This window comes from Vibrio sp. 10N.222.55.A1 (assembly GCF_041473835.1).
Taxonomy (GTDB): Bacteria; Pseudomonadota; Gammaproteobacteria; order Enterobacterales; family Vibrionaceae; genus Vibrio; species Vibrio crassostreae_C.
On the sequence record NZ_JBFRSX010000038.1, the window covers coordinates 1 to 25,840 of the forward strand.

Here is a 25,840-nt window from a genome sequence, read left to right on the forward strand (position 1 = left end):
AGATAAAATCAATAAAGTAATTATATGAAATATAAAAATGAATGAATCATAAATAAAGTTCAAGAATGAACTCAATATTTCACTGAGAGGTGTCAAATGAACAGCACACTTTTTCTTACAGGCTTCGGCGTGTACGTATGTTTTTTAATTTGGTTAGGCTGGTTTGTCTCGCGTAATCAAAAATCTGGCGAAGATTTCTTATTAGGTGGCCGTGGCCTGCCATTATTCTTAGTACTTGGTACAACAGTTGCGACTATGGTCGGCACGGGTTCAAGTATGGGCGCGGTTGGCTTTGGCTACGCAAATGGTTGGGCGGGTGCTCTGTACGGAATAGGCGGTGCTGTGGGCATCCTATTGCTTGCACTTTGGTTTGCTCCGGTTCGTAAACTGAACTTCATGACCATGAGTGAAGAGCTGGCTTATTACGTTGGCGCTAACCGAATCGTAAAAAACGTGGTTGGCCTACTTATCTTTATCGCGTCAATCGGTTGGTTAGGTGCGCACATTCTAGGTGGCGGCATGTACCTAGCGTGGATTGCAGACATCGACCTTAACCTTGCGAAAATTATTATTGCTGCAGCTTTCACTATCTACGTTGTTATCGGTGGTTACACAGCAGTTGTATGGACCGATACGATTCAAGCAATCATCCTTTTTGCTGGCTTCATCCTAATGGCGGTAATGTCTGTTGATCACATTGGTGGCATGGATAACCTTTACGCTGCGATGGACCCTGATGCTACAAGCTTTTTAGCAATCGATAAACTGGGCATTCTGCCTGCTGTTTCTCTGGCTGTGGTTATCGGTGTGGGCGTACTTGCAACACCTTCATTCCGTCAGCGTATCTACTCTGGTAAAGATGTTTCAACTATCCGTCGCTCATTTGTCGCTTCTGGTGTGTTGTACCTTTTCTTCTCTATTATTCCAGCAATCATTGGTATGGCTGCGCACGCAATCGACCCATCATTGGATAACCCGAACTACTCGTTCCCATACGTAGCTGCAACGGTTCTTCCAGTTGGCGTAGGCATGATTGTTCTTATCGCAGGTCTATCAGCAACCATGTCGAGTGCAAGCTCAGATGCGATTGCCGGTGTATCTATCCTACTGCGTGACGTGTACGTGATGTTCACAGGCCGCGTACCAAACAAAGAATCAATGTTGAACTACTCTCGTCTAGCTTTGGTTGTGGTGATTGGCTTCGCACTACTGTTCGCACTGACGTCAAACGACATCATTGGCTACATCACTAAGATGATTTCAACGGTTATGTCGGGCATGTTTGTGTGCGGTATGTTGGGTAAATTCTGGAAACGCTACAACTGGCAAGGTGCGCTTGCAACACTAGCGGGTGCTTCTGTAGCTTCATTCGTAGTAATGTTAAACGCTGACTACACAGCCTTCTGGGGCAACCCAGTTATCCCATCATGTCTGTTTGCTCTAACGGCAGGTGTGGTTGTGAGCCTAGTGACTCCGGCTAACCAAGTAACACCTGAAATGGCAAAAGCGATTCTTGATGACGAGCGTGCTCTGATGGAGATGGAAATGTCTGAGACTGGCGTACTTGAAGAAGAAGCGGCACCTCAACGTCCTGCAAATCAAACAAGCTAAACCTAGTCTCCACAACTGGTTTGCTTAATTCAGGCCCTGCTTAGTGGCAGGGCCTTCTCCCACATATATCTCTCTATTTTAGGATCGGCTATGCCTGCATCTTCTCATTTCAATATTGCTTTCTTTGGCGAATGTATGGTCGAAATCAGCGGCTCTCCATTAACCAAAAAGTTTGGCGGTGACACACTTAATACCGCACTTTACCTTTCTCGCTTAACTCAACATCAAAACCTCTCTGTGCACTATGCGACAGGGCTTGGCAGTGATGAGCTGTCTCAAAATATGATTGATAGCTGGCAACTAGAAGGCATTCAAACCAATTTCGTCGAACGCATTGCGAACAAGCTTCCTGGACTCTACATGGTTGAAACCGACGAGACAGGCGAGCGACACTTTCATTACTGGCGCAACGACGCGGCAGTCAAATCTTACTTTCAAGCTAGTGATCTGAATAAGCTTGAAATCGCCCTGACCGAGAAACAAGTCGATGCGGTTTACATCAGCGGTATCAGTATCGCGATTTTAGATGACGCCTATCGTGAGCGCTTATTCAAAGCTATTAGCGTGTTCTCAAATCAAGGCGGCAAGCTGATTTTTGATAACAACTATCGCCCGCAACTTTGGACGACTGAACAAGCTCAGCATTGGTACGCCAAGTTACTACCATTGGTCGACATTGCACTGATTACCGAAGACGACGACCTGCTGGTTTGGGGCAATGGCGAGAGCGTTCAACAACGCTGCCTTCGCTTAGGCTGCCAAGAGATCGTCATCAAACGTGGCTGTGAGCCATGCAAGATTGTTCAAGTTGAACAAGGCGATGTTGTTGAGAGTTATGTATCCGCGACTCGTGTTTCTAACGTGGTCGACACCTGCGCTGCGGGCGATTCATTCGCTGCGGGTTATTTAGCTGCGCGTCTTACTGGCGAGAGCGCCACCGACGCAGCCGAATTTGGCCACCAACTGGCTTCCATCGTTATTCAATACTCTGGCGCAATAATCCCTATGAGCGCTATGAGCCAACTGATTAAAAAATAAAAAGCGGAACTATTATGTCTCAAGAAATGATCAACACACTTAAGCAGTTCAAAGTTATCCCTGTTATCCAAATCAACAAGGTGGAACATGCGATTCCACTAGCAAAAGTGTTGGTAGAAAACGGCCTGCCAGTAGCAGAAGTGACGTTCCGTACCGAAGCGGCAGCGGATTCGATTCGTGCGATGCGTGATGCCTACCCAGAGATGTGTATCGGTGCAGGTACAGTACTCACACCTGCGCAGATCGACCTTGCGAAAGAGGCGGGCAGCGAATTCATCGTAGCACCGGGCTTGAATCCCAACACAGTAAAACGTTGCCAAGAGATCGGTATGCCAATCGTTCCTGGCGTAAACAACCCAAGCCAAGTAGAGCAAGCGTTGGAGCTAGGTCTTAACTTTTTGAAGTTCTTCCCAGCAGAAGCGTCTGGTGGGATCAATATGGTGAAATCTCTGTTAGCGCCATACGTTGATGTGTCTTTAATGCCAACGGGAGGTATCGGCAAGCACAACGTGAATGACTACCTAGCCGTGGATCGCGTGGTGTGCTGTGGCGGTACTTGGATGGTATCTCCGAAGATGATCGAGAATGAACAGTGGGATGAGATCGCGGTGTTGGTTCGTGAAGCGGTTGAGTTGGTTAGCTAATCATAAGTTTGTGAGCTCATTCGTTTTTCACAGACGATAGGCTTTGAGCTCACGATAAACAACAGTAGTGGCTGAAGGTTCTGTTTTGTGAATCGCCTCCGATAAACAAAACAGAACGTCCGTTATATAGGAAAACTAATAATGAAAAAAACTATATTGTCTCTATTGATTTCAAGTTCAGTAGTGTCCCCAATGGCGTTAGCAATGGCTCCGAATACCGATCTAAATTTAATGCCGTATCCACAAACAGTCGAGCTGCAAGCTGGGCAAGTTAAGGTCGACGGTAACTTCAAGGTTTACATCAAAGGCTTTAACTCTGATCGCGTTGAATACACCGCGAAACGCTTTATCGATCGCCTAGAGCGCCAAACTGGCGTGCCGATTCTAAACTGGCAGGTTGATAGCGCAGACGAAGCGAACCTGATCATTGATATCGACGCGGCGCCAAAGTCTGAAGTACAGAACATCGACTCTGTAGAGTCTTACAAAATTACGACTCAGGGTGAGCAAATCACGCTGAGCGCACCAAGCCCATATGGCGCTATTCACGGCATCGAAACCCTTTTACAGCTCGTTGAAACCACGGCGACTGGGTACCATATTCCTGCCGTAACCATTGTCGATGAGCCTCGCTTCCGCTGGCGTGGTGTTTCTTACGATACTTCACGTCACTTCATTGAATTCGATGTGCTGATTCGTCAGTTAGATGCGATGGCGTCGGCGAAGATGAACGTGTTCCATTGGCACTTCTGGGACGACCAAGGCATTCGTATACAAACCGAATCATGGCCGCGTCTGTGGTCTGAAACCGCTGATGGTAATTACTACACCAAAGACCAAGTTCGTTACTTAGTGGAATACGCCCGTAACCTCGGTATTCGTGTGATTCCTGAGGTGTCTCTTCCGGGTCACTCTTCTGCGGTTGCTCACGCTTACCCACGTTTGATGTCGGGCGGTGAAGGTCAAAGCTACGAACAAGAACGTGGCTGGGGTGTATTTGAGCCATTGATGGACCCACTTAACCCAGAGCTCTATGAAATGCTGGGCGACGTGTTTGATGAAGTGACAGAACTGTTCCCAGACGAGTACTTCCACATTGGTGGCGATGAGCCGAACTATGCGCAATGGAAAAACAGCGAAAAGCACCAACAGTTCATTGAAGAGAATAATATCGATGGTGAGCGCGGCTTACAGTCTTACCTCAACGTAAAAGTTGAAAAGATGCTGGAAGAGCGTGGCAAGAAGATGACGGGTTGGGATGAGATTTGGCATAAAGATCTGCCAACTTCTATCGTGATTCAAAGCTGGCAAGGGCACGATAGTATCGGTCGTGCAGCGAAAGAGGGCTACCCAGGTATTCTTTCTACGGGTTACTACCTAGATCAACCTCAGCCAACTAGTTACCATTATCGCAACGATCCAATGCCAAGCGGCATCACGGTTGACGATAAGCTGCACAGTGGCGAAAAATTCGTGACTTACCAATGGCAGAAACCTCGTTCTAAAGGCAGCCCACGTAAGGGAACACTGACCATGATTGAAGCAAAAGACGGCACGTTCCGCGCATTCAGTGATTACAACGGCAAGTCTCGTGAAGAGATCTACATCCTTGATTACGTGCCGGGCAAAACCTTTGTCGGCCACTTCGATAACTTCATGTCGTACACCGAGTTCAACCTGAACCTAAATCCAAATGGGTTTGCGGAAGGCAGCTATCAGTTAATTGGTAACGTGCGCTGGCCAACCACAGGTGAAGTGATTGCGAGCAGTGATGTTGAAGGCAGCGTGATCCCTGAGCCAAATGGTGGCTACCCTGCAGAGTTAACCGACAAAGAAAAAGAGCTGATTTTAGGCGGCGAGATCACCATGTGGCTAGAAAACAAAGACAGCCTCACGGTTGAAAACTACCTATGGCCACGTAGCTATGCAATTGCAGAGCGTTTCTGGTCGGATGCAGAACTGACCGACGAACGAAGCATGTATAAGCGCATGAAAGCGATGGATACATGGTCGGAAGTGTCGGTTGGGTTACGTCACCACGCCGATGCTGACATGTTGTTGAAGCGCATTGCAAAAGGCCAAGATATTCACGACCTGCGCGTGCTAGCTAAATACACCGAGCCTGCTCAATACTACGCTCGCAACTGGGAGAAGTGGAATTCTACGGAACCTAAGGGCACTTTATACAGCCAATACGAGCGCTTAAACCGCTTCGTTGATGCGCTGCCTGTGGAAAGCTACGCGGTGTATGAGATGCAAGACTTGGTTAATGAAGTAGCGACAGGCAATCAACAGGCATTGGAGCAACTTGCTGAGCATTATCAGCAAGCAAAATCGGCTGCACTAGCGGCTAAAACTGTCTTCGTTGGCAACGTATCTTCGGTAGAGACTGTGGTGGTTGCAGAGAAAACCGTTGAAGTGGCAGACTTGGCGTTAACCTTGATTGCTAAAGCACAAGCAGGCGAGAAAGTAAGAGAAGCAGACGTGAATGCCTACCAAGCGATACTGTCTGATTCGGCGAAAATCTATGATGAATCAATCATCGCGATTGTTCGCCCAACAGAACTGTTGTTGAAGCAGTTAGCTGAGTAAGTCGTTAACGGATTAGTGAATAAGTCACACGCCAATAAGTGAATCAAAACCGCCCTCTGTGGGCGGTTTTTTAGTTCTAGCGCTTCAATAGAATGTGGAGTTCAAGGTCTGTGTAAGTAACTACTCACTATCGCTATTGTTTAGTGTTAACGTAAATGTCATGCCTTGGTCTGAATTGTTCTTCGCTATTAATGTGCCTTGCATATCGCGCACGTTGTTCGCTGTGATAGCCAACCCGAGCCCCAAGCCTTCGCCCATCTTTTTGTTGGTATGAAATGGTTCGAAAATGGTTTCGAGTTGATCTTCAGACACACCACAACCGTTATCTTGAACCTTGATGATCACGCGTTGTTGCTCGGTATGAGCGCTGATCACAATGGTTGCTGGTTTCTGATTCTGCGTGGCATCGACAGCGTTTCTAAGCAGGTTACCAAGCACTTGACGAAGTCGCGCCTCTTCTCCCATTACCATCGAAATATTGGAAGCGACACGCACGCGAATATCGACGTTTTCCAGTTCGGCTTGATGAATTCGCAGGGTTTCTTGCAGTGCGTCTGTCAGTGAAACTGGGTAAGGCTTTTCAAGTCTTTGGAAGGCGAACGACTTCAATTGGCTGGTCATGTTAGCCATTCTGTCGATCAGGCTCATGACTAAGTCCATGTTCGCTTTCAACATCTTGGTCTCGCCTCTTTCCATCAATAGCTGGTTACTTGAAAGTAGCGTTTTTAGGCCAGTAAGCGGCTGATTGAGTTCATGAGTAATCGCACTCGACATCCGCCCTAGTGCAGCCAGTTTGCTAGATTCGACAAGTTCTTGCTGCGCATCTTTTAGATCTTGAGTTCGCTCTTCGACCCGCAGTTGTAGCGTTTTATTGGCGTTTTGCACCGCAATTTCGGCTTTCTTACGTTTGCTGATATCGATTACGGTACACAGGTAGTAAGTCGTCGCATGCCAAGGAAAGGCGCTAATAGAGAATAAAACAGGGAAGTAGCTGCCATCGCTGCGTCTTGCCATGGTTTCGACGCTAGTTATCTCGGCCAGCTCTTGATGCTGCTCTAAGTTTTTGAGCAGTTGCAAGGTGGTTGAATTCGGATTACCTGCCTCAAATAACTGCCACGCCTTGATGTTATTGATCATTGAATCAGATAGTGAAAAGTAGTTCTTCGCCATCAGGTTGATATCGTGAATGCGTCCGTGTTTATCGATCAGTATTAACCCAACATGGGTTTTATTGATCATCCCAGACAGTCGTTTCTCAGACTCTTCGATAAGCTTTTGGATTCTCAGATTGCTGAGCTTTTTCTGGCGTCTTTGGTAAAGAATAACCAACAGTAACAGAATGAAAAGACAGCCAACCGCCACACTCCAGCTGATCCAGTTCGTGGTCTGGTTGAGGCTGGTTAATGGCGTTAGGTAGGTTAAACGCCAATTCAGATCGTCTAACTTGATGGACTGAATTAGGTAATCTTTATCTTGCAATCGCCACACGCGAATATGGGTTTGGTCATACAGCTCACGTTTTGTCGCTGTGGGCTGAGAATTGAAGGTGTCATTGAACCAATCGGCACTCAACCTGTTGTCACTGGAGAGAAAGAACTGATCGCGAGGGTTCTGAAACAGTATCGCCTCACCATCGGCAAACCATTGATCGGTTAACAATGACAAATCGATTTGCACCGCGACAATGCCAACCACATCAGAGGCTCGATATACGGGTGCCGCTATGAAGTAATCGGGTGTCACGCCTTTGTTTTTTGTCACCACTGAAATCGCACCACCTTGTTGGTGGATCTTCGAAACAATTGTACTGGCGTTCTTATTGCTCAGTTTGCTTCTTTCAACACTCGATACCAACAAGTCCCCTTCGCCAGAAAGCAGATACCAGCCCTTGGTGTTGGCGGCTTTATCCAATTGAATCAGCTGCTTCTTAATGCGTTTTTCTAGGCGGGCTTCACCATCAATGAAGCGCACACTGGTTTCATCATTGGTTACTAGGTAGGGCAGATAATAGAAACGCTTAAGGGTTCGCCTTGCTTCGGCAATGTAGCCAAGGAAGCGCTGTTCGGCATAGCGTTGGGCTTGTTCAAGCTTCCACTGGCTGATGCCATTCTTGGTGGTGACCTGCACCAAACCAATCAATAAACAGGTACACAGGAATAACCAATATCGATTGTTATTCATCATTTCTGATCAAATCCCTTTAAAATTAGTGGCTTGCCTCTTTGAGCTAGTGGTTTGACAAGGTTTTATGTTTGCTTTTTAAGCGAATGGAGAGTGAGACAAATCGAAGCTAACAAACATTATTAAACTGTTAAAGGAGTGTTATTCAAAGTGGGAGCTAGCTCCTTTTCGTCTGAGGTTTTTTTACATACCGTGGACGATATTAATCAGATGTAGAGTGGCGGAACCAAACTATGCAGCGTATTGCTTTAATTGAAGATGACGCGATTGTGCGTCAAGCAACCAGCCAATGGTTGCAGCTGGCGGGCTTCGATGTCACCGCATTTGAAGTAGGACAAGATGCGTTAAACGCCGTAGAGCAGGGTGATTTTCAAACCATTATCACCGATGTTCGTTTACCTGATATTGATGGTGTTGATCTGCTAGGGCGTTTCAAAGGTCTTGTGCCAGATGTGCCTGTTATTTTGATTACTGGGCATGGTGATGTCGATATGGCGGTGAAAGCCTTACAGCAAGGTGCCTATGACTTCATTGAGAAGCCATTCGACCCAGAGCGTCTGTCTCAAACGGTATCGGAAGCGGTAGATAAACATCAAAGTGGCCAAGACAGAAACAGTCGTCAGAACTATCTGGATAACCTTAAGGGCATTGAACAGGTGCTGATCGGTCGCAGTAAAGTGATGTGTGAACTGCGCGAGCAAATCCAGAAAGTCGCTTCCATAGACACCAACGTGATCATCTATGGTGAAACGGGTTGTGGTAAAGAGCTGGTCGCCTCTTGCTTACATGAATTCAGCCAACGTAAAACCCATCCGTTTGTTCCGCTCAACTGTGGCGCAATCCCAGAAAATCTCTTTGAAAGCGAGCTGTTTGGACACGAAGCCGGAGCGTTTACTGGTGCGGCCAAACGACGCATTGGTAAGCTGGAATTTGCCGACAAAGGCACAGTGTTCCTTGATGAAATAGAGAGTATGCCGCTGTCGATGCAGGTAAAAGTGCTGCGCACCTTGCAAGATAATGTCGTCGAACGCGTGGGGGGGAATCAGCAACAACATGTTGATCTACGAGTGGTCTCTGCCTCGAAAAGCGATCTACTGAATCACCCCGACTTTCGCCAAGATCTATTCTATCGTTTGAATGTTGCCCAGCTGCATTTGCCTCCACTCAGTGAGCGTGAAGAAGATGCCTTACTTTTGTTTGAACACTTCACCCAAGAAGCCAATTCCGAAACACGTATAGCCAGTGAGGCTGATCGCTATGCACTGCTCTCGTATGCGTGGCCGGGCAATGTGCGTGAACTGCGTAATGTTGCGATTCGTTTTGCATTGGATGAAAGCTTGACCGTTGGGGATATTTTGGCGTGTCGTCCCAATTCTGTCACAGAGTCCACAACGGCGGGCATCCCTTTGGCGGTTCAAGTACAGAGCTTTGAAAGGAAAGTGATTCATGATGCCTTAGTTCGTTATAAAGGGCGTATCAATGACGTGATGCAAGATTTGGATTTACCTCGTCGAACATTGAACCAAAAGATGGTGCGTTATGGGTTAAATCGAAGTGACTATGTTAACCCTTAGAGAGCGGCTTCATCGCAGTGCTTGTTGATTTTTAATGAGCAATAAATGGCTCATTGCATATTTATCAATTTACATACATTGATCACACAACTGCAACATGGTGTGACTTGCTTCCCGATCTACAGGTGTTAATTCCGGTAGCCGATAAGCCAAAAATGGCTTACTTAATAACAGGGGAATAAGCAAAAAACGGCTTATTTTGAATAGGTTTTAAAATAAAAGTAAATTAAAACAAATAGTTAAAAACTGGCATTACGCTTGCTATCTATTGTTGTTAACAAAAATATAACGTGAATAACCCTACATGGAGAGTAACAATGAAATACAACAAGCTGGTTAAAACTTTAGCGCTAGCAATGGCTTCTCTTGGCCTTATCAGTAATGCGTCAGCTGAAGAAGATCGCAGCTATATTTTAGCGACGGCTTCAACGGGTGGTACCTATTATCCAGTGGGTGTGGCCTTAGCGACATTGAGTAAAGTTAAGCTTGCGCCTAAGCAGCATTTTTCTTTAGCGGCTATCAGCTCTGCGGGCTCGGGTGAGAACGTAAAGTTGTTGAACGAGAACGAAGCTCAGTTCGCAATTCTACAAGGTTTGTATGGTGCTTGGGCTTGGCAGGGTTTGGGGCCATATGAGAAATCTGGCAGACAAACTCAACTGCGTTCAGTTTCCATGTTATGGCAAAATGTAGAACACTTTATTGTGCGTTCAGATCTAGCAAAAACAGGTACGGTAAGCGATCTAGAGAACCTAAACGGTAAGAAATTCTCTATCGGTAAGAAGAACTCAGGCACTGAGAATTCAGGACGCCAGATCATGCAGGGCCTATCGGTTAACCCAGAACAATTTAAACTCGCCTTTATGGGTTACGGTGGCAGTGCTAGTGCACTACAAAACGGCACGATTGATGGCATGAATACGCCTGCTGGTGTGCCTGTTGGTGCGGTAACACAAGCCTTTGCTGCCTTGGGTGAAGATATTCAAATCCTGTCGTTTACCGATGCGCAGATCAAACAAGCGAATGGCGATTACAATATCTGGACCAAGTACGAGATTCCAGCAAACACTTATCCAGGTGTCGACAAACCAATTACTACGATTGCCCAACCTAACTTCCTAGCAGTTCGCGAAGACATTTCTGAAGACGATGTGTATCAACTGACCAAAGCTATCTATGAAAACCTACCTTTCCTACAAGGTATCCATAAAGCAACCAAAGCAATGGCACTTGAGAAAGGGATCGCAGGTCTGCCTGTTCCTCTTCACCCAGGCGCTGCACGTTATTATCGAGAGATGGGCATCGAGATCCCTTCTGAGTTGATCGTTAACTAGCTTATCTTTTGTCAGGTAACTATTGGTTCGTGAGCTAATGATTTGTCGCGAACAAGCTGTTTGTCATCAACTAACCCCTTCGTGACTTAATTGCTTGGTGCACGTTCGCTCAAGAATGTGTTCGTGCCCCTCCTCACTTTATGGATTTTCTCTTCGTGTTTGCTGCGGAGAGCAGGAGTTTTCTATGAGCGATTCGCTGCAGCAGGAACTGAAAAAATTTGAACTGCCGACCCGAACGGATTTCCCGTGGGTGGGTAAAGCAATAACGACAATGGGAGTGCTCCTCTCGTTGTTACACATTTGGTTTAACACCTTATCTACCTTGCCTGAACTTTGGATCTCGGCGACCCACTTCGCTGGCTTTGCGATCATTTGTGCACTCTGGTATCCCGCTCATATCTCGCTGAAAAATAGCAAGATAGCGCTGGCTGTCGACATCGGAATTGCCTTGGCGGCTCTGGCTTGTCTTATCTACATCCCCTTTGCAGAAGATGCGTTGTATGACCGAGGCGTAAAATTTATCGCCAGTGATTGGTTTTTCTCTATCTTGGCGATTGCCATCGTCATTGAGCTGATTAGACGCACTATGGGCTGGTTCATTCCAGTGCTTATCTTAGTGTGTTTAAGTTATGTAGTGCTTTGGGGACAATGGACCAGCGGTATTTTTCATTTTCCGGGTTTAAGCCTTGAGACGTTACTTTATCGAAGCTTTTATTCATCAGAAGGGATGTTTGGTTCGATCTCAAGAATCAGTTGGACCTTCGTGTTCATGTTCATCTTATTTGGCGCATTTTTAGTTCGATCTGGTGTCGGCGACTACATTATTGATGTATCCCGTGCCGCGGCGGGCAAAGTGATTGGTGGCCCTGGTTTCATTGCCGTTATTGGCTCCGGCTTGATGGGCTCAGTCTCCGGGTCGAGCGTAGCAAACACAGTATCGACGGGCGTGATCAGTATTCCCTTGATGCAAAAGGCAGGTTTCCCTTCGCGCTTCGCGGCAGGTGTTGAAGCGGCTGCATCTACTGGCGGGCAGCTGATGCCACCTGTGATGGGTGCGGGCGCGTTCATCATGGCCTCTTACACGCAAATTCCTTATGTCGATATTATTGCGGTTTCCTTCGTTCCTGCGCTTATCTACTTTTTGTCTGTGGCATTCTTCGTGCGCATCGAAGCAAAACGCAGTGGTGTGCAAAAGGTGACTTCTGGCTGTGAGCCTCTATTGAAAGTATTGCTGTCGGGTTGGCACAACCTGATCCCATTAGCGGTGTTAGTGACTCTGTTGGTGAAGGGCTTTACGCCGACTTACGCTGCGGGCATCTCGATTCTGTCTGTCGTGGTGGCTTCATGGTTCTCTAAAAATCACAAAATGGGTCCAAAGGCGATCATCGAAGCGCTTTCTCAAGGCGCAAAAAACATGGCGACCACGGCTGTGTTGCTAGTGGGCATTGGTCTGGTGATCAACGTGATCAGCACGACTGGTATTGGTAACACCTTCTCGTTGATGATCAATAGCTGGGCGAACGGCGATTTGTTGGTGATGATCGCCTTAATTGCACTGGCGTCTTTGATTCTGGGCATGGGGTTACCAGTAACCGCGGCTTATATCGTGTTGGGTACTCTGTCTGCACCAGCTTTGTATAAACTGATTGCTGAAAGTCAGTTGCTCGACCTGTTGGTTTCGGGACAGTTACCGGAACAGGCGAAAGCTATCTTCATGTTGGCTGCGCCAGATAAGCTTGATTTGCTGAACGCGCCAATGGCACTTGAAACAGCCAAAGAGATGATTGCGTTAGTCCCTGCTGATTTTGTGGAAACTCTGCTTGAACAGAGCCTTGGCTTAGAAGCGATCAGCCTTGCACTGCTTTCTGCCCACTTGATCATTTTCTGGCTATCGCAAGACAGCAACGTGACTCCGCCTGTTTGTTTAACTGCATTTGCGGCTGCAACCATTGCTAAAACACCCCCGATGAGAACGGGATTAATGGCATGGAAGATAGCCAAAGGCTTGTATTTAGTACCATTGTTGATTGCCTACACTAACTTGGTAAGTTGGGATGTGATCTCCGTGTTAGTCACGGGTGGCTTTGCTGTTATTGGTACTTACGCGTTTATCGCGGCGATTGAAGGTTATCTAGAGAGCGAAGTTAATATTATTACTCGAGTAGCGTTGGTTGCGGTAGGTATAGCTCTAGTATGGCCTGATGTTTCAGTCGTGATCCGTTTGGTATGTGTTGCCATTTTTGTTGGCATCTTTATCTACAGCGGTCGTAAATACGATGCTAATCAAGTGAAAATGGAATCAGAAAGTGAGGAAAAAAAGTTACCTCAAACCGGGTCTAACACTGTCGCGTCTTCCCTATAATTAAAAGGATTGAATGTAGGAATATTATGAACTCAATATACGACTATATTATCGTTGGTGGCGGCATTGTTGGCGTGTCGACGGCTTGGCAATTACAGCAAGCTCACCCTGATAAAAGTATCCTTTTAGTCGAGAAGGAACGTGGTTTCGCGCAGCACCAAACTGGCCATAATAGCGGGGTGATTCATGCTGGTGTTTACTACGCTCCGGGCAGTTTAAAGGCGGATTTTTGTAAACGCGGCGTAGAGCGCACCATCGCCTTTTGTAGCCAACACGATATCCCCGTCGAAAACTGCGGTAAGTTGTTGGTCGCGACCAATGAGCAAGAAGTGGAGCGCATGAATGCGCTCTATCAGCGTTGCCACGATAACGATATTGATGTTGATTTGTTGGATCAAGCTCAGCTCAAACTTGCCGAGCCAAATATCACGGGTTTGGGTGCGATTTATGTCAAAACCACCAGTATCGTCGACTACAAAAAAGTCACCGAAGTGATGGCTCAAGAGTTTGTTGAGGCGGGTGGTAAGCTTAGCCTTGGTACGGAAGTGATCATGGCCGATGAGCAAGAAGATGAAGTGCAGTTAACGTGCAAAGTAGATGGTCAGACTCTTCAACTGAACAGTCGATTCTTGATCACGTGTTCTGGCTTGATGGCCGATAGAATGACCAAGATGTTAGACATCGAAACCGACTTCCAAATCGTGCCTTATCGCGGTGAGTATTATCAGTTAGACGCTAAGCACAACCAAGTGGTGAATCATCTTATCTATCCGATCCCTGACCCAGAACTGCCTTTCTTGGGCGTGCATTTAACACGCATGATTGATGGCTCCGTAACAGTAGGGCCAAATGCAGTTCAAGGCTGGAAGCGAGAAGGTTATGGCAAGCTTAACTTTAGCTTCAAGGACACTTGGCAGATGCTGAGCTTTGTGGGTTTTTGGAAAGTGACTGCGAATCACTTGAAAACGGGTTTGGTCGAGTTTAAGAACTCGTGGTGGAAACCGGGATATCTAAAGCTAGTGAACAAATACTGCCCGAGTATTACGGTTGATGATTTTAAGCCTTATCCTGCTGGGATTCGTGCTCAAGCGGTGCTGAAAGATGGCACCTTGGTTCATGATTTCCTGTTTGCCGAAAGCCCAAGAAGCTTACATGTATGTAACGCGCCATCACCGGCTGCGACCTCTGCAATGCCGATTGGTGAGTACATCTGTGGCAAGGTAATGAAAAAGACGGCTTGATGATAACTAAAGGTTATTAAGTTGAGATGCTCTCCGAAGACAATAAAAAATCCGCAAGCTCCAATCTATTTATGATCGTGGGCTTGCGGATTTTTAGTTTTAGCCGTGTCTACTCGGTTTAACTGTTAGTCAATTAACTAACCCTACAGCCAATCAGGAACGAAATTAGCAACGATAGATACGTCGCTGAAGTTGCGATAGCCACGCACCATGATGTTGAACTCACCCGCAGGCATATCTAACACACACTGTTCGTTGCTGCTGTTCTGGTATGGGCGACAGTCGTAGCTTGCTTTTGATACGGTGCCATTGTGTTTCACATAAAGGTCGGCATCGCCACTACGAGGGCCTGTTAATGTTACCGTTAACTGACCTGCACTTTCCGTCGTAAATGTGAAGAATTGCTCTTCACCATATCCTGCAGAAAGCCCTTCAACGGGGACGTCATTTTGCAGCTCTTTAGGGCCAGCAACCGGTGAATCAAGGCTGGTTTCGACAAGGTAAGCAATGGCTAGTTTGGCGAACTTGGTCGCGTGTGTTGCGGTTGGATCGGAATTCTCAAGCGTGTCGTGTTGGGTATGAATACTTGGGTTGTAATCATTGAACATGCTTTCGAATGGCATGGCAGCTGGGTAGCCAACATTGTGCCAAGATGCGTGGTCAGAACAGGCATAGCCACAATCATCAAAACCGTAACTGATGTCGCTCGCGTAAGTGTCGATTAGCTCGCTTAAGTAGGCGGTGAGGTTGCTGTCGGTGTAGTCCGTGATGAAGGTGATATCGTGCGCAGAACCGTTGTAGTTGGTCATGTCTAATTGCAATACGGACAAAACGTTGGCTTGCTCATCTCTTAAAGCGTTGGCGACATCTTGTGAGCCACGTAGCCCTACTTCTTCAGCAGCATAACCATAGAACTTAATGGTTTTGTCTGGTTGAATGCCACTGGCGATCATCAGGCGAAGCGACTCTGTTACCGTTGCAATGCCAGACGCATCATCATCGGCTCCCGGTGAGATGGTGCCTTCGCTTGTCCAAGATCCAACGGTCGAATCAAGGTGTCCACCAACCACGACGATCTCTTCAGGATATTTAGCGCCAAGCAGTGTCACTTCAACGGATTTCTGTGGGTATTCGGCATGCGTGATCTGGCGTGCAGACGCATACGGCACATCTTTAATTTCCTTCTCCCAACGTTCTAAAAGCCAATCTGAAGCAGCGACACCAGTAGAAGTAGTATAAAAACGGTTGGTGAAGTTGGTTAGATTTTCGATGGTCGTGACCATGTTGTTCGGCTCGACCTGAGCGAGTAGGTCGTTCACCGTATCTTGATGGCTGATAACTGGCTTTTCGAAGTTGCTCATGGTCAGTGGCATAGCTGCCGCTTTGAGTGCGCTTGCTTTGTCTTCGTGCACCATGTAGCCACCACAACGGTGGGTTTCTTCGTGCATGTGGCTAGATAGTTTCGCCAGCTCTTTCTGGTTGATTTTCGCGACGATGGAATGCTTGTTTCCGGTCACGCTTGGATAAACCGTTGCGCCATGCTGAGTCATTATATGCTGTGCGTCAGCATCGGTGGTGATCCAAACTTCTTCGTTCGCTGGTGGTGTGATGCCTAGGGATGCGTAAGCCGAAGTACTGTTGATTAAGGCTAAAGAACCTCCGAGTACAGCCAAAGCTAGCATGCTTTTTTGAATAGCCATTTGTCGTCCTTTTTATGGTGAGTATTGTTATGTTGATGGGGGTGATTTTTGTGTAATACGTGGATGTTTCATGTAGACGTTTCATTCGCTAAATAGCTCATTGCCAAATAGCGAAAAGGGCTCCTATAAGGAGCCCTGAATCTACTTTCGATTATTGAGTTTTAATGAAACGGTAATGCTTGGTTTCTGAACAGATATCGCTTGAGGTACACACTTGGTACTCCACATCCACTGTGCCGTTGTGACGGAACTTGTCGACGTATGAGTTGAAGTCTGTAGCACCAACATTCTTGCCATTACGCTTAATCACGAAGTAGTCGTTGGTATCGTAATCCCATGCCAGCTTAACGCGCGCCTTGCCGTTCGGGTTTTTGTTACCAAACTTCAGTTTTAGCGGGAAGCCTTCTGCTGAGTCACCTTCAATCGTGATCGACTTGCTGGTTGATGTTGCAACGCCTGCATCGTCAGTCACGGTTAGAGTCACCACGTAGTCGCCAGCTTCAGCGTAGGTATAACGAGTCACTTCACCGGTTTGCGTGTTGCCATCGCCTAGGTTCCATTGGTAAGAGACGATCTGGCCATCGCTGTCCGAACTTGTGCTACGCAGCTCTACTTCTTTGCCTACGACCGTGTGTTCGAAAGAAGAAACTGGCGGTACGTTAGCATTGCCTGATTCGTACGATGCTTTCAGATTTGCACCTGCGTAATCTGAGTAACCCAGAATGTTCACCGTGTAGCGACCAGCTGTTGGGTTTTCAATTACACATACTTCATCGGTTACGCTTTCACTCTTACAGATATTCTCTTGAGAGCTTGGCGCATAATCTAGACCAACATACATATCCGGATCACCAGTAGACACAGCAAGATCAATCGTTAGCTTATCTTGGCCTGCTGGTACTTCGATATCGAAGTAAGTTTTTGAGCCGGTTTCACCAGCAACCGCAGCTTCAACACCGTTTTCAAGGCGTTGGTATTCCGGTTCTGGTGGAAGTGGTGGTTCGCCACACGGTGACACACCCACTAAGTTAAACGCAGAAACAACATCATCGGCACTGTAGCCAAGGTCGGTTGCTGAGTTTTTCACGCCACAAGCACCCTGCCAGAAGTCGCTGTTTTCAGACCAGTAGATCTGGTTGGCTAACACGAACAGTTCGAACGCTTTCTTGGTATCCCAACCTTGTGTGGTTGCAAGATGGTAGAACGCCTTGTTGAACACGCCAGAGCTGTAGTGCACGTTTAAGCCATCGTAGTACTCGGATGCATTGTTGATTGAAGAGCCATCGCGTGATGGATCGTCCATGTAACGCAGTGCACCTTCGCCTTTAAAGATATTGCGTCCGACCATCCAGTCGTTGGTGCCTTTCATGTAGTATTCAGCCGCTTCACCCGCCATGTCCGAGAATGCTTCGTTCATACCGCCGGATTGGTTTGCGTATATCAAACCTGAGTTTTGCTCAGTGAAACCGTGGCTCACTTCATGGGCTGATACATCTAGGCTAACAAGCGGGTAAAAGAAGCTCTCCCCATCACCAAAGGTCATGGCTCTGCCGTCCCAAAATGCATTCTCGTAGTTTTCACCGTAGTGAACACGCATCATGAGCTTGAAGGAGAGTGGCGCTGTGTCGAACCAGTTTTTATACATATCGAACACGATGTTGCCAAAGTAATGGGCATCGTTGAGTGGTGAGAATGCGCCGTTCACTGCTTTATATTCGTTACGAGGACATTCATAGCTGTAAGTGGTGTCGCCGTCGGTCGCGCCATTAAGGTCAACGGTAACGACATTTTCAGACTCCATTACACACTCTGTGCCCACTTCTTGAACATCAAGGTAGTGGTAGTCGGTGCCGTATTCGTACATGCCGGTTTTTTCGTTGCCGCCAGGGCCAGTGCCGATCTGAGCATGGGCAATACCTTCCCAGCGGTCGATGACTTCGCCTGTGTGCGCGTCTAGCATGGTGAACGGTCGAGTCGGCAGTTCACTGCCTTCTACTAGGTAAGAGACAACGTACACTAGTCGTGTTTTATCTACGCTTTGCTGTCCGATGCCTTGCTTCACAGAGCCTTGATAGATAAATAGCTGATGTTGAACGTTGTCTAGAGATTTGCTGGTTAAGCCTTGAGTCTTTAGATCTTTACTTGCGAGTTCAACCGCTTGAGCGCTGTTGATTGATGGCTTAACAAAAGATCGCTCTAGGGTCGTTGTTTTAAGGTAGCGACCTTGAACGGACTTAAGTGCGCCACCTTGGACACTTTGGGTGGCATTTAGGTAATGTCCCCATACCGGTGTTCCCCAGATGTTCTGCTGGATCTTAACTTTATAGATACCACGCTTTTTCAGGTTTACTTCTTTCACCATCTTGAAGCTAGAGGCGTTACTGACTCCTAACTGAGCGTTTAACCCAGAGAAGCTAGTAAAGTTGATCGGTTGATCGATTTGAACGGATTCACTTGCATGCACTGACAAAGACATAGCACTGGCTATAGCAACGGCAACTAAACGTTTTCTTATTTTCATTGTTGTTTTCTCTTTCCATGTAAAATCCAAGAAAACGTAACAAATTAATCACAGCGAATTTACATCATTCGATCTGATTAATTAGTAGCATGGCAATGATCTCTTTTATTCATGAAACTTATATTTCTCGTATTTACAGATAGTTATCATTTCTGTTTATTTTTGAACGCACCTATATGTTTATTTATAAAATCATGACACTTTTATTAAGTGTTTATTTCTCTTGGAAATTAAGATTTTCGAGTAAATTGATCTGTGCCTCAATTAACGGATTCTGGGTTGATAGAAGGATCAACGATTTGAAAGTGTCACTTTAAACAGAAGGCCATTTAGCGAATTTAGGGGCAATTTTGATAAGAAATCGAAGACTTTTCGGCTTATTTTTCGAATTGTTAGTTAAAAGAGGGAAGGGGAATCGGGCACTTGTTTGGCACAGAGCACAAAATCTGCTGGATGAAAAAAGCCAGCGACGGGTCACTGGCTTAGATTAACTCAGTTTGTGCAGGCTACTGAATATAGGTAGGCAACTGCGACACTTAATTATGGTACGTGGCTAACGTCACTATAGCGAATTACTGCTTTTTACCGCCAACTTGTACGTAGTCGATACCGATAATACGGTTGATGATACCCAGAACAGAGCTCGTATCAGAGTTTGTTGAGCGAATCGTATCAACCGTTGCACCTTCAGGTACTAATTCTATTGCGCGGTCTTGAGTGTTACCTGGCACTTGGAAACCGACAATGTTGAAGCTCTCTGCGTGCGCTGTGTACACTTCTTCGTTGTGGCTGATACCAGAACAACCCGCTAGAGAAACAATGCCTAAAACAACTAATAACTTTTTCATACAAACACCTTAAGAAAGATTGGAATTTAGATTCAATAGGTTCATTGGGAGACAGCATCTCCCGACCGATGTTGAACATTATTCCAGAGGTGTTTTGTAGTTACTGTATGGGTTTGTCAGTTGAATCATTACATAGCTGAATGGTTATGGTGAATACCGCCCCCTTTAAGGTTTGGCTCTGACCAACCTCTACGGTCGCGCTATGTTGAGCACAGATCTTTTCGACGATAGAAAGCCCTAAACCATGGCCGCTCTTGGCCTTGTTACGCGCTTTGTCGCCAACGTAAAAGGGTTCGAACAGGCGAGCTTGATGTTCTTGTGCCACGCCATCACCATCATCATGTACCGCGATCTGTAGCTTATCTTGATGCACGCTTGCTTCAATCGACACTTGCGAACGTGCGAATTTCATTGCGTTACGCACTAGGTTATCTAGTGCTCGGTTAAATAGCGTTTCATCCGCCATTATTGAGCTAGGTTGCGCTGGTAGCGATAGGTCGATGTTGAGCTGAGTGTCTTTGTTCCAACGCGCCATTGCGTGGTCGAGAAAGTCTCGAATCTCTAATGGCTTTTTTAAGTTCTCTAGGTCAGTGCTATCGAGTTTGGCGTAATACAATAGTTCATCGACCATCTTTTCCATCTCTTCAGTGTCTTCGACAATACTCTCTATCGTACGCTCCTGCTCTTCGTTTAGCTGAGTGTCTTTCAACATTTCAGCTTGCCACTGAATACGGAATATTGGCGTACGCAGTTCATGAGCGACAGCATTAGTGAGTGAGCGATTACTTTCAACTAAGCGATGAATTCTGTCGGCCATCAGGTTGAAGGATTTGTTCAGTGAACCAATCGCAACACCGCTTGAAGTCTCGGCTCGTGTGGAGAGATCCCCTTCAGCAAAACGCAGAGTGGCAGACTCAAGCTTTTTGACTCGGCGGAAGATAATAAATAGATGACACAAGCCATATAAGATAAAGCTCGCTAAAAAGAACAACCAAATGAGGTCATCCTCCAACTCAATTTTTTGCCTAACGAACGCTTCACTGTTGGGAAGGTAGTGATAGGTATTGTCGCTGCTTGCTAAGCGAAACCATAGGTCACGCTCATCATCGTGAAAGATAAAGGTATTCGGATTGGTACTGAAGAACTCTGAAACGGGGCCTGGTATTTCATCGTCTGGGCTGAACGTAACCAGTTTATTTCGTGTGGTTTCTACAAATTGGTTTATCGCTTGATGAGCAGCTTCAAGACCCTGATTTTTAGCGATATTTTCGATCAATTGCTGGTGGGCAGTCGCTTCGTAATCTTCCAGTACATATTCGTAGTCGGTATTGAGCTGATAGACGCTAATCTCGTAGGCGACAAGGCCGGCCATGAAGCAAACTAACAGCCCTAATAGGGACTCCAAAAAGATACGTCGCATAATCGCTCTCTCTATTACGCTCGTATTGAGCGAGGTTAACGCCAGGCGGTCGAAACAAATAAGTAGCCTTTACCGCGAATGGTCTGAATTTTCTCTGCTGGTGTGTGGTCGTCGCCCAAAATCTTCCTTAGACGTACAACCTTGTTGTCAATCGTCCGGTCTATTCCGTCGTACTCAATCCCGCGCAATGTTTGCGTCAAGTAGTCACGAGATAACGGCGTGTCTGGGTTGCTTGCCAATAACCAAAGTAGGTCAAACTCGCTGTCAGTGAGTGATAAAACCGCACCATAAAGTTCACACTTCTTATAAGTGTTTTTCAGAACGAGTTGATCGAACTGAAGGGTGTCTGAGTCATCGACTGAAGCGGTATTGGTGTCTTGGCGGCGTAATAGCGAACGAACTCTGGCCAGCAGAACTCTTGGTTTGATTGGCTTGGTGACATAGTCATCAGCCCCTGTCTCTAAACCAGCGACGTGGTCAAAGTCGTCATCGCTAGCAGTGAGCATCAAGATTTTACCTTTATAGTGCGTACGCGTCTGTCGGCAGATTGTAAGTCCATCAGTTACAGGAAGCATCAAATCCAGCAGTACGATGTCAGGTTGCTCCGTGAGGATGGTGTGTGCGGCATCACTGCCATCGTCCAACACCGTGACATCAAAATCTTGCGCGACGAAGTAGTCCTGCAACATTTTCTGAAGTTTCAAATCGTCTTCCACGATGATCATTTTAGGTTTTGTCATTCCATTATCAGCCTTGTCGTGCGTTTCACTTATTGAGATTAGGTGAGCGAGTCTTCGTCGTGATGAACCATTACGATTATACGCTATTGCATATAAGTTCAGATGCTTCGCCAAATACCTAAAGCGAATGATTAAACACTTTATAAGTTAGTTCAATGATGAATTGGCATTTATAGGAAAATAAAAAACATCGTTCAAATAGGCTCGACATTCTCATACATTTCCACGACAGATAAATTCAGCGCTAAACAATAGAATTTTCTCATCAAACATTTTGGGAATAACGGTATGAACGACTATAGAAATGCATTACTGGCGTTACCTTTGATTCTGTTAGCGGGCTGTAATTCAAGCTCTAACTCAGGTAAAGCTGCCACCAAAGTGCAAGCAAAACCTCAAGCGGATTACGTATTTTCATCAGCGAAACTGGGTGAGTTGTATAAAGAGCGACAAGAGGTCCAAGAATCCATAAAACTTGATTACAACGGTGTGCAGTATGAAATCGTTCTGTTTGCGGAAGATATTAGTGATAAGCAAAAAGTGGTTAGGCTTGCGGATAGTTTAGGTCAAAGTGTGGATCTGTACCTCCCTGATGCAGGATTTGATAGCTGCGGTATCTACACAGAGAGCAAGGGTTTGGACGTGTTTGATTGTGGTGCGGCTCAACGCTCAATCGGCAATGACACCACGTTAATTAACACGACGACGAATACTCATAAGCCCGTCGAGCTTGAGTATCACAATGAACTGGTTCAATACGTGACTAGCCTTGGGTCTACCATTCTGAGTAACACTAAAAGTGGGAACAAGGTAACGATAACCACCTCGTTTGCTTTCAACGCTTTTTACCGTGATGTGCTCAACGAGACTGGCGCTGTTGATCGCATTACTTCCACTCTAGGCGCATCAACCTATTCTCAGCTTTTTGATATCGTGAAATTGTATCAAGGCAGTGAGATGACGTTGAAGTTTACCAACCATATTGGTGGAAGTGCCGACGATGATATCAATATGTACACCGGTCGCATGATCCACAGTAACAACATGACGACGATCGTAACGCCTACGGGGTCGGTGTTCTCTGGCGGCACGGATCTTTTCGCTGCGGGTAACCCACGAGTTTTGCAACGAGCAGATACCACTAAAGCCATTGAGCTTAATAAGCAGGTTGGTGTGCACAGTTGGGCTGAGGATGATAAAACAGCCAAAGACTTCCCATACACGAACGAAAGCCATCGCAAGCAAGCGACCTACTTTAAAAAGGTAATGGGAGACAAAGGAATCGACTTCTATATCTTCACGTTGGATTCTGCTCCGGCTTCTGGCGAACACTGGGTGACTAAGGCTGAGTCAGATAAATACGGTTTCATCACACGCATTGAGTAGCTTAGGCTTGCAATAACATTAGAAACGACTGAGAAGGTTGGTGATGACGCTGTTGTCGCCAACCTTTTTTGTTCATTTTTTGATTCGTTACCTGTGTTGATTGTGGATTTCCTTGTCTTAAATTTCAGTATGAAAATTCCTTGATACTTCCTTTCCACTCCCTCCCCAAAAAGTTTCTACAAGGACTCTCACTGATTGATTCTTGAACTTTCTAAGCAAAAAAATTTGACCAATAACTATCATACCTCAAATCTTTAATTGTTTTCGTTAGTGCTCTAAATGATATTTAAGCTGTTGTTCCATAATGATTTTTGTTGTTTTGAATGCTGTATTGTTACAAGTTTGTTTTAAATAATCATTTGAACCCTAACTAAATTTCTGTCATTTTATATTTAACTGAACGTTCAATATAAAATAAAAGGACTGAGAAATGCCGAAGGTTGGGATGCCTGATATACGTAAACCACAGCTTGTTCAAGCCACCATGACGGTGATTGATCGAGTGGGTTTGCATGCCGCGAGTATTGCGTTGATCAGCAAAGAAGCGGGAGTCTCCACTGGCATTATTAATCACTATTTTGGCGGGAAGCATGGGCTGCTCGAAGAGACCATGCGTGAAATCCTTCGCCAACTTTCTAATACCATCACCACGTCACTAAAAGCACTTCCTGTTGATGATCACCAACAGAGAATCAACGCGATCATCGATGGTAACTTCGAAGGTTACCAAGCAGAAAATAAGGTCGCGAAGGCGTGGTTGGCATTTTGGTCATATTCAATGCATGACGAGCAGCTGAAAAGACTGCAACGTGTGAATGAAAAACGTTTGATTTCACACTTACGTCTTGAGTTGAAAGGTATTTTGAATCATGAACAAGCGGATCTCGTTGCTCACGGGATTGCGTCTCTGATTGATGGTTTGTGGCTGAGAGGCACATTAAACCCAGATGGTATCGATGCTCAAAAGGCGCGTGCCATCATCAATGATTATCTAGATAAACAACTTACGTTCTACTCGTGTCACAGCCAATAGATCGCAGTGGCAGCGCTAGACCTAAACCTAAACCTAGGTCTAGAGCAAGAGCTAGAACGACCACTATTCGCACCCAATACTCACATATAGACCAGTAGAGTCTAATAACAATAATTAAGTCAGAATCTCAAATGGAAATGAACTCGTTATACATCGATGGCGCAGCGGTTAAAGCAACCTCTGGTGAAACCTTTGATAGCATTAACCCTGCCAACGGTGAACCTATCGCGACGTTAGGCCAAGCATCTTCAGCGGATGTCGACAGTGCTATTGAATCTGCGAAGCGCGGGTTTGCGGTATGGTCAGCAATGACCGCTGTGGAACGCAGCCGTATTCTTTTGAAGGCAGTGGAAATACTTAGAGCTCGAAATAATGACCTTGCAAACCTTGAGGTTGTTGATACGGGCAAGCCGCTGCAAGAAGCGATTGAAGTAGATGTGGCGTCTGGCGCTGATGTTATTGAATACTTTGCTGGCTTGGCACCAACGCTACAAGGCGACCAACAACCGCTGAGTGAATCTCAATTTTTCTACACTCGCCGCGAACCGCTAGGCATTTGTGCGGGCATTGGTGCGTGGAACTACCCCATTCAAATCGCGATGTGGAAATCAGCTCCGGCATTGGCCGCGGGTAACGCGATGATTTTCAAACCTTCAGAAGAAACGCCGCTCACAGCGCTCAAGCTTGCTGAGATCTTTACCGAAGCTGGTCTTCCTGATGGCGTGTTCAACGTGGTTCAGGGCGATTACCGTGTTGGTCAGATGCTAACGGCGCACCCAGATATCGCGAAAGTATCGTTCACGGGCGAAACCGGTACCGGTAAAGCGGTAATGGCAGACAGCGCTAAGACGCTGAAATCAGTCACCATGGAACTTGGTGGCAAGTCACCAATGATCGTGTTTGATGATGCGAAATTGGATGATGCGGTTTCCGCTTCGATGGTGGCTAACTTCTACACCCAAGGCGAAGTGTGTACCAACGGTACTCGCGTTTATGTACACGAAAACATCTATGACGCATTCATCGACCAACTTAAAACACGCACTGAGAAGCTGATCATTGGTAACCCAATGGATATGGAGACTCAGATCGGCGCGTTGATTTCTAAAGAACACCTTTCAAAAGTTCTCGAAGCGATTGAGCTGGCAAAACAGTCGGGTGCAACCTTGCTGACGGGCGGCTATCAAGTGACAGATAACGGCTTAGCAAACGGCAACTTTGTTATTCCTACGGTATTCACAGATTGCCATGACGACATGCCTCACGTTCAGCAAGAAATTTTCGGCCCTGTTATGTCGGTGTTGAAGTTTACGGACGAAGACGATGTGATTCGTCGTGCTAACGATACTAAGTACGGCCTTGCGGCTGGTGTGTTCACGCAAAACCTTTCTCGTGCGCACCGTGTTATTCACCAAATGCAGGCGGGTATTTGTTGGGTTAATACGTGGGGTGACTCACCAGCAGAAATGCCAGTTGGGGGTTACAAGCTTTCGGGTATTGGCCGTGAAAATGGACCAGAAACTCTACTTCACTATACGCAGACTAAGAGCATTCTTATTGAACTTGGCGACTACGCCAGCCCTTATGCCTAACGCGTAACACTCAATTTTATGGGTTA

General features: G+C 46.2%; 17 protein-coding genes. 11 read left to right on the forward strand and 6 right to left on the reverse strand.

Translation table 11 applies throughout. The annotated features are described in order from the left end of the window. Positions 1–96 precede the first annotated feature (96 nt). The 4 genes from AB4493_RS13020 to AB4493_RS13035 all read left to right on the forward strand — a co-directional run bounded on the left by AB4493_RS13020 (position 97) and on the right by AB4493_RS13035 (position 5,885). Positions 97–1,611, forward strand: a complete 1,515-nt coding sequence (locus AB4493_RS13020; protein WP_372116365.1) for a sodium:solute symporter family protein — start codon at positions 97–99, stop codon at positions 1,609–1,611. 90 nt (positions 1,612–1,701) lie between these two features. Next, a complete protein-coding gene (locus AB4493_RS13025) occupies positions 1,702–2,649 on the forward strand; it encodes a sugar kinase (RefSeq protein WP_372122802.1) in 948 nt (315 codons plus the stop codon). Positions 2,650–2,663: 14 nt separating this feature from the next. Then, positions 2,664–3,293, forward strand: a complete 630-nt coding sequence (locus tag AB4493_RS13030) for a bifunctional 4-hydroxy-2-oxoglutarate aldolase/2-dehydro-3-deoxy-phosphogluconate aldolase (RefSeq protein ID WP_055319259.1) — start codon at positions 2,664–2,666, stop codon at positions 3,291–3,293. A 141-nt stretch (positions 3,294–3,434) separates the two neighbouring features. Beyond that, complete coding sequence (locus AB4493_RS13035) at positions 3,435–5,885, forward strand: family 20 glycosylhydrolase (RefSeq protein WP_372155119.1); 2,451 nt, start codon at positions 3,435–3,437, stop codon at positions 5,883–5,885. A gap of 120 nt (positions 5,886–6,005) precedes the next feature. On the opposite strand, the gene AB4493_RS13040 is transcribed toward AB4493_RS13035, so the two are convergent. After that, on the reverse strand, positions 6,006–8,069 hold the full coding sequence (locus AB4493_RS13040) for an ATP-binding protein (RefSeq protein ID WP_017065171.1): 2,064 nt from the start codon (positions 8,067–8,069) through the stop codon (positions 6,006–6,008). A 230-nt stretch (positions 8,070–8,299) separates the two neighbouring features. Here AB4493_RS13040 and AB4493_RS13045 point away from each other — a divergent pair, with 230 nt between their 5' ends. The 4 genes from AB4493_RS13045 (at position 8,300) to lhgO (ending at position 14,574) form a co-directional block, all read left to right on the forward strand. Then, on the forward strand, positions 8,300–9,640 hold the full coding sequence (locus tag AB4493_RS13045) for a sigma-54-dependent transcriptional regulator (RefSeq protein WP_372155121.1): 1,341 nt from the start codon (positions 8,300–8,302) through the stop codon (positions 9,638–9,640). A 317-nt stretch (positions 9,641–9,957) separates the two neighbouring features. Continuing rightward, entirely contained in the window at positions 9,958–10,971 is a 1,014-nt protein-coding gene (locus tag AB4493_RS13050) for a TAXI family TRAP transporter solute-binding subunit (protein ID WP_017061064.1), read from the forward strand. A 184-nt stretch (positions 10,972–11,155) separates the two neighbouring features. Further along, positions 11,156–13,333, forward strand: coding sequence for a TRAP transporter permease (locus tag AB4493_RS13055; RefSeq protein WP_017061065.1), 2,178 nt, complete (start codon positions 11,156–11,158; stop codon positions 13,331–13,333). Between the two features lie 26 nt (positions 13,334–13,359). Beyond that, positions 13,360–14,574 (forward strand): L-2-hydroxyglutarate oxidase, encoded by a 1,215-nt coding sequence (gene lhgO / locus AB4493_RS13060; protein WP_065584461.1) that lies wholly within the window; start codon positions 13,360–13,362, stop codon positions 14,572–14,574. Positions 14,575–14,717: 143 nt separating this feature from the next. Here lhgO and AB4493_RS13065 read toward each other — a convergent pair whose 3' ends face one another. The 5 genes from AB4493_RS13065 to AB4493_RS13085 all read right to left on the reverse strand — a co-directional run bounded on the left by AB4493_RS13065 (position 14,718) and on the right by AB4493_RS13085 (position 21,803). Next, positions 14,718–16,274, reverse strand: a complete 1,557-nt coding sequence (locus tag AB4493_RS13065) for a M28 family metallopeptidase (RefSeq protein ID WP_372155123.1) — start codon at positions 16,272–16,274, stop codon at positions 14,718–14,720. Positions 16,275–16,425: 151 nt separating this feature from the next. Next, the gene (locus AB4493_RS13070; RefSeq protein WP_372155125.1) at positions 16,426–18,795 is read right to left on the reverse strand and encodes a M4 family metallopeptidase; all 2,370 of its coding nucleotides are present in this window, start codon (positions 18,793–18,795) and stop codon (positions 16,426–16,428) included. 572 nt (positions 18,796–19,367) lie between these two features. After that, positions 19,368–19,643: a hypothetical protein gene (locus tag AB4493_RS13075; RefSeq protein ID WP_372155126.1), complete on the reverse strand. Its 276-nt coding sequence runs from the start codon at positions 19,641–19,643 to the stop codon at positions 19,368–19,370. A gap of 100 nt (positions 19,644–19,743) precedes the next feature. Beyond that, entirely contained in the window at positions 19,744–21,063 is a 1,320-nt protein-coding gene (locus tag AB4493_RS13080) for a sensor histidine kinase (RefSeq protein WP_372155128.1), read from the reverse strand. A 35-nt stretch (positions 21,064–21,098) separates the two neighbouring features. Beyond that, positions 21,099–21,803 (reverse strand): response regulator, encoded by a 705-nt coding sequence (locus AB4493_RS13085; protein WP_017065179.1) that lies wholly within the window; start codon positions 21,801–21,803, stop codon positions 21,099–21,101. Positions 21,804–22,091: 288 nt separating this feature from the next. Here AB4493_RS13085 and AB4493_RS13090 point away from each other — a divergent pair, with 288 nt between their 5' ends. The 3 genes from AB4493_RS13090 (at position 22,092) to betB (ending at position 25,814) form a co-directional block, all read left to right on the forward strand. Further along, positions 22,092–23,189, forward strand: a complete 1,098-nt coding sequence (locus AB4493_RS13090; protein WP_102393797.1) for an alpha/beta hydrolase — start codon at positions 22,092–22,094, stop codon at positions 23,187–23,189. 430 nt (positions 23,190–23,619) lie between these two features. Continuing rightward, positions 23,620–24,222: a transcriptional regulator BetI gene (gene betI, locus AB4493_RS13095; protein ID WP_372155130.1), complete on the forward strand. Its 603-nt coding sequence runs from the start codon at positions 23,620–23,622 to the stop codon at positions 24,220–24,222. A gap of 131 nt (positions 24,223–24,353) precedes the next feature. Next, positions 24,354–25,814 carry a betaine-aldehyde dehydrogenase gene (betB, locus tag AB4493_RS13100; protein ID WP_372155132.1) on the forward strand — a complete coding sequence of 487 codons (1,461 nt, stop codon included), beginning with the start codon at positions 24,354–24,356 and terminating at the stop codon, positions 25,812–25,814. The last annotated feature ends 26 nt before the right edge of the window (positions 25,815–25,840 follow it).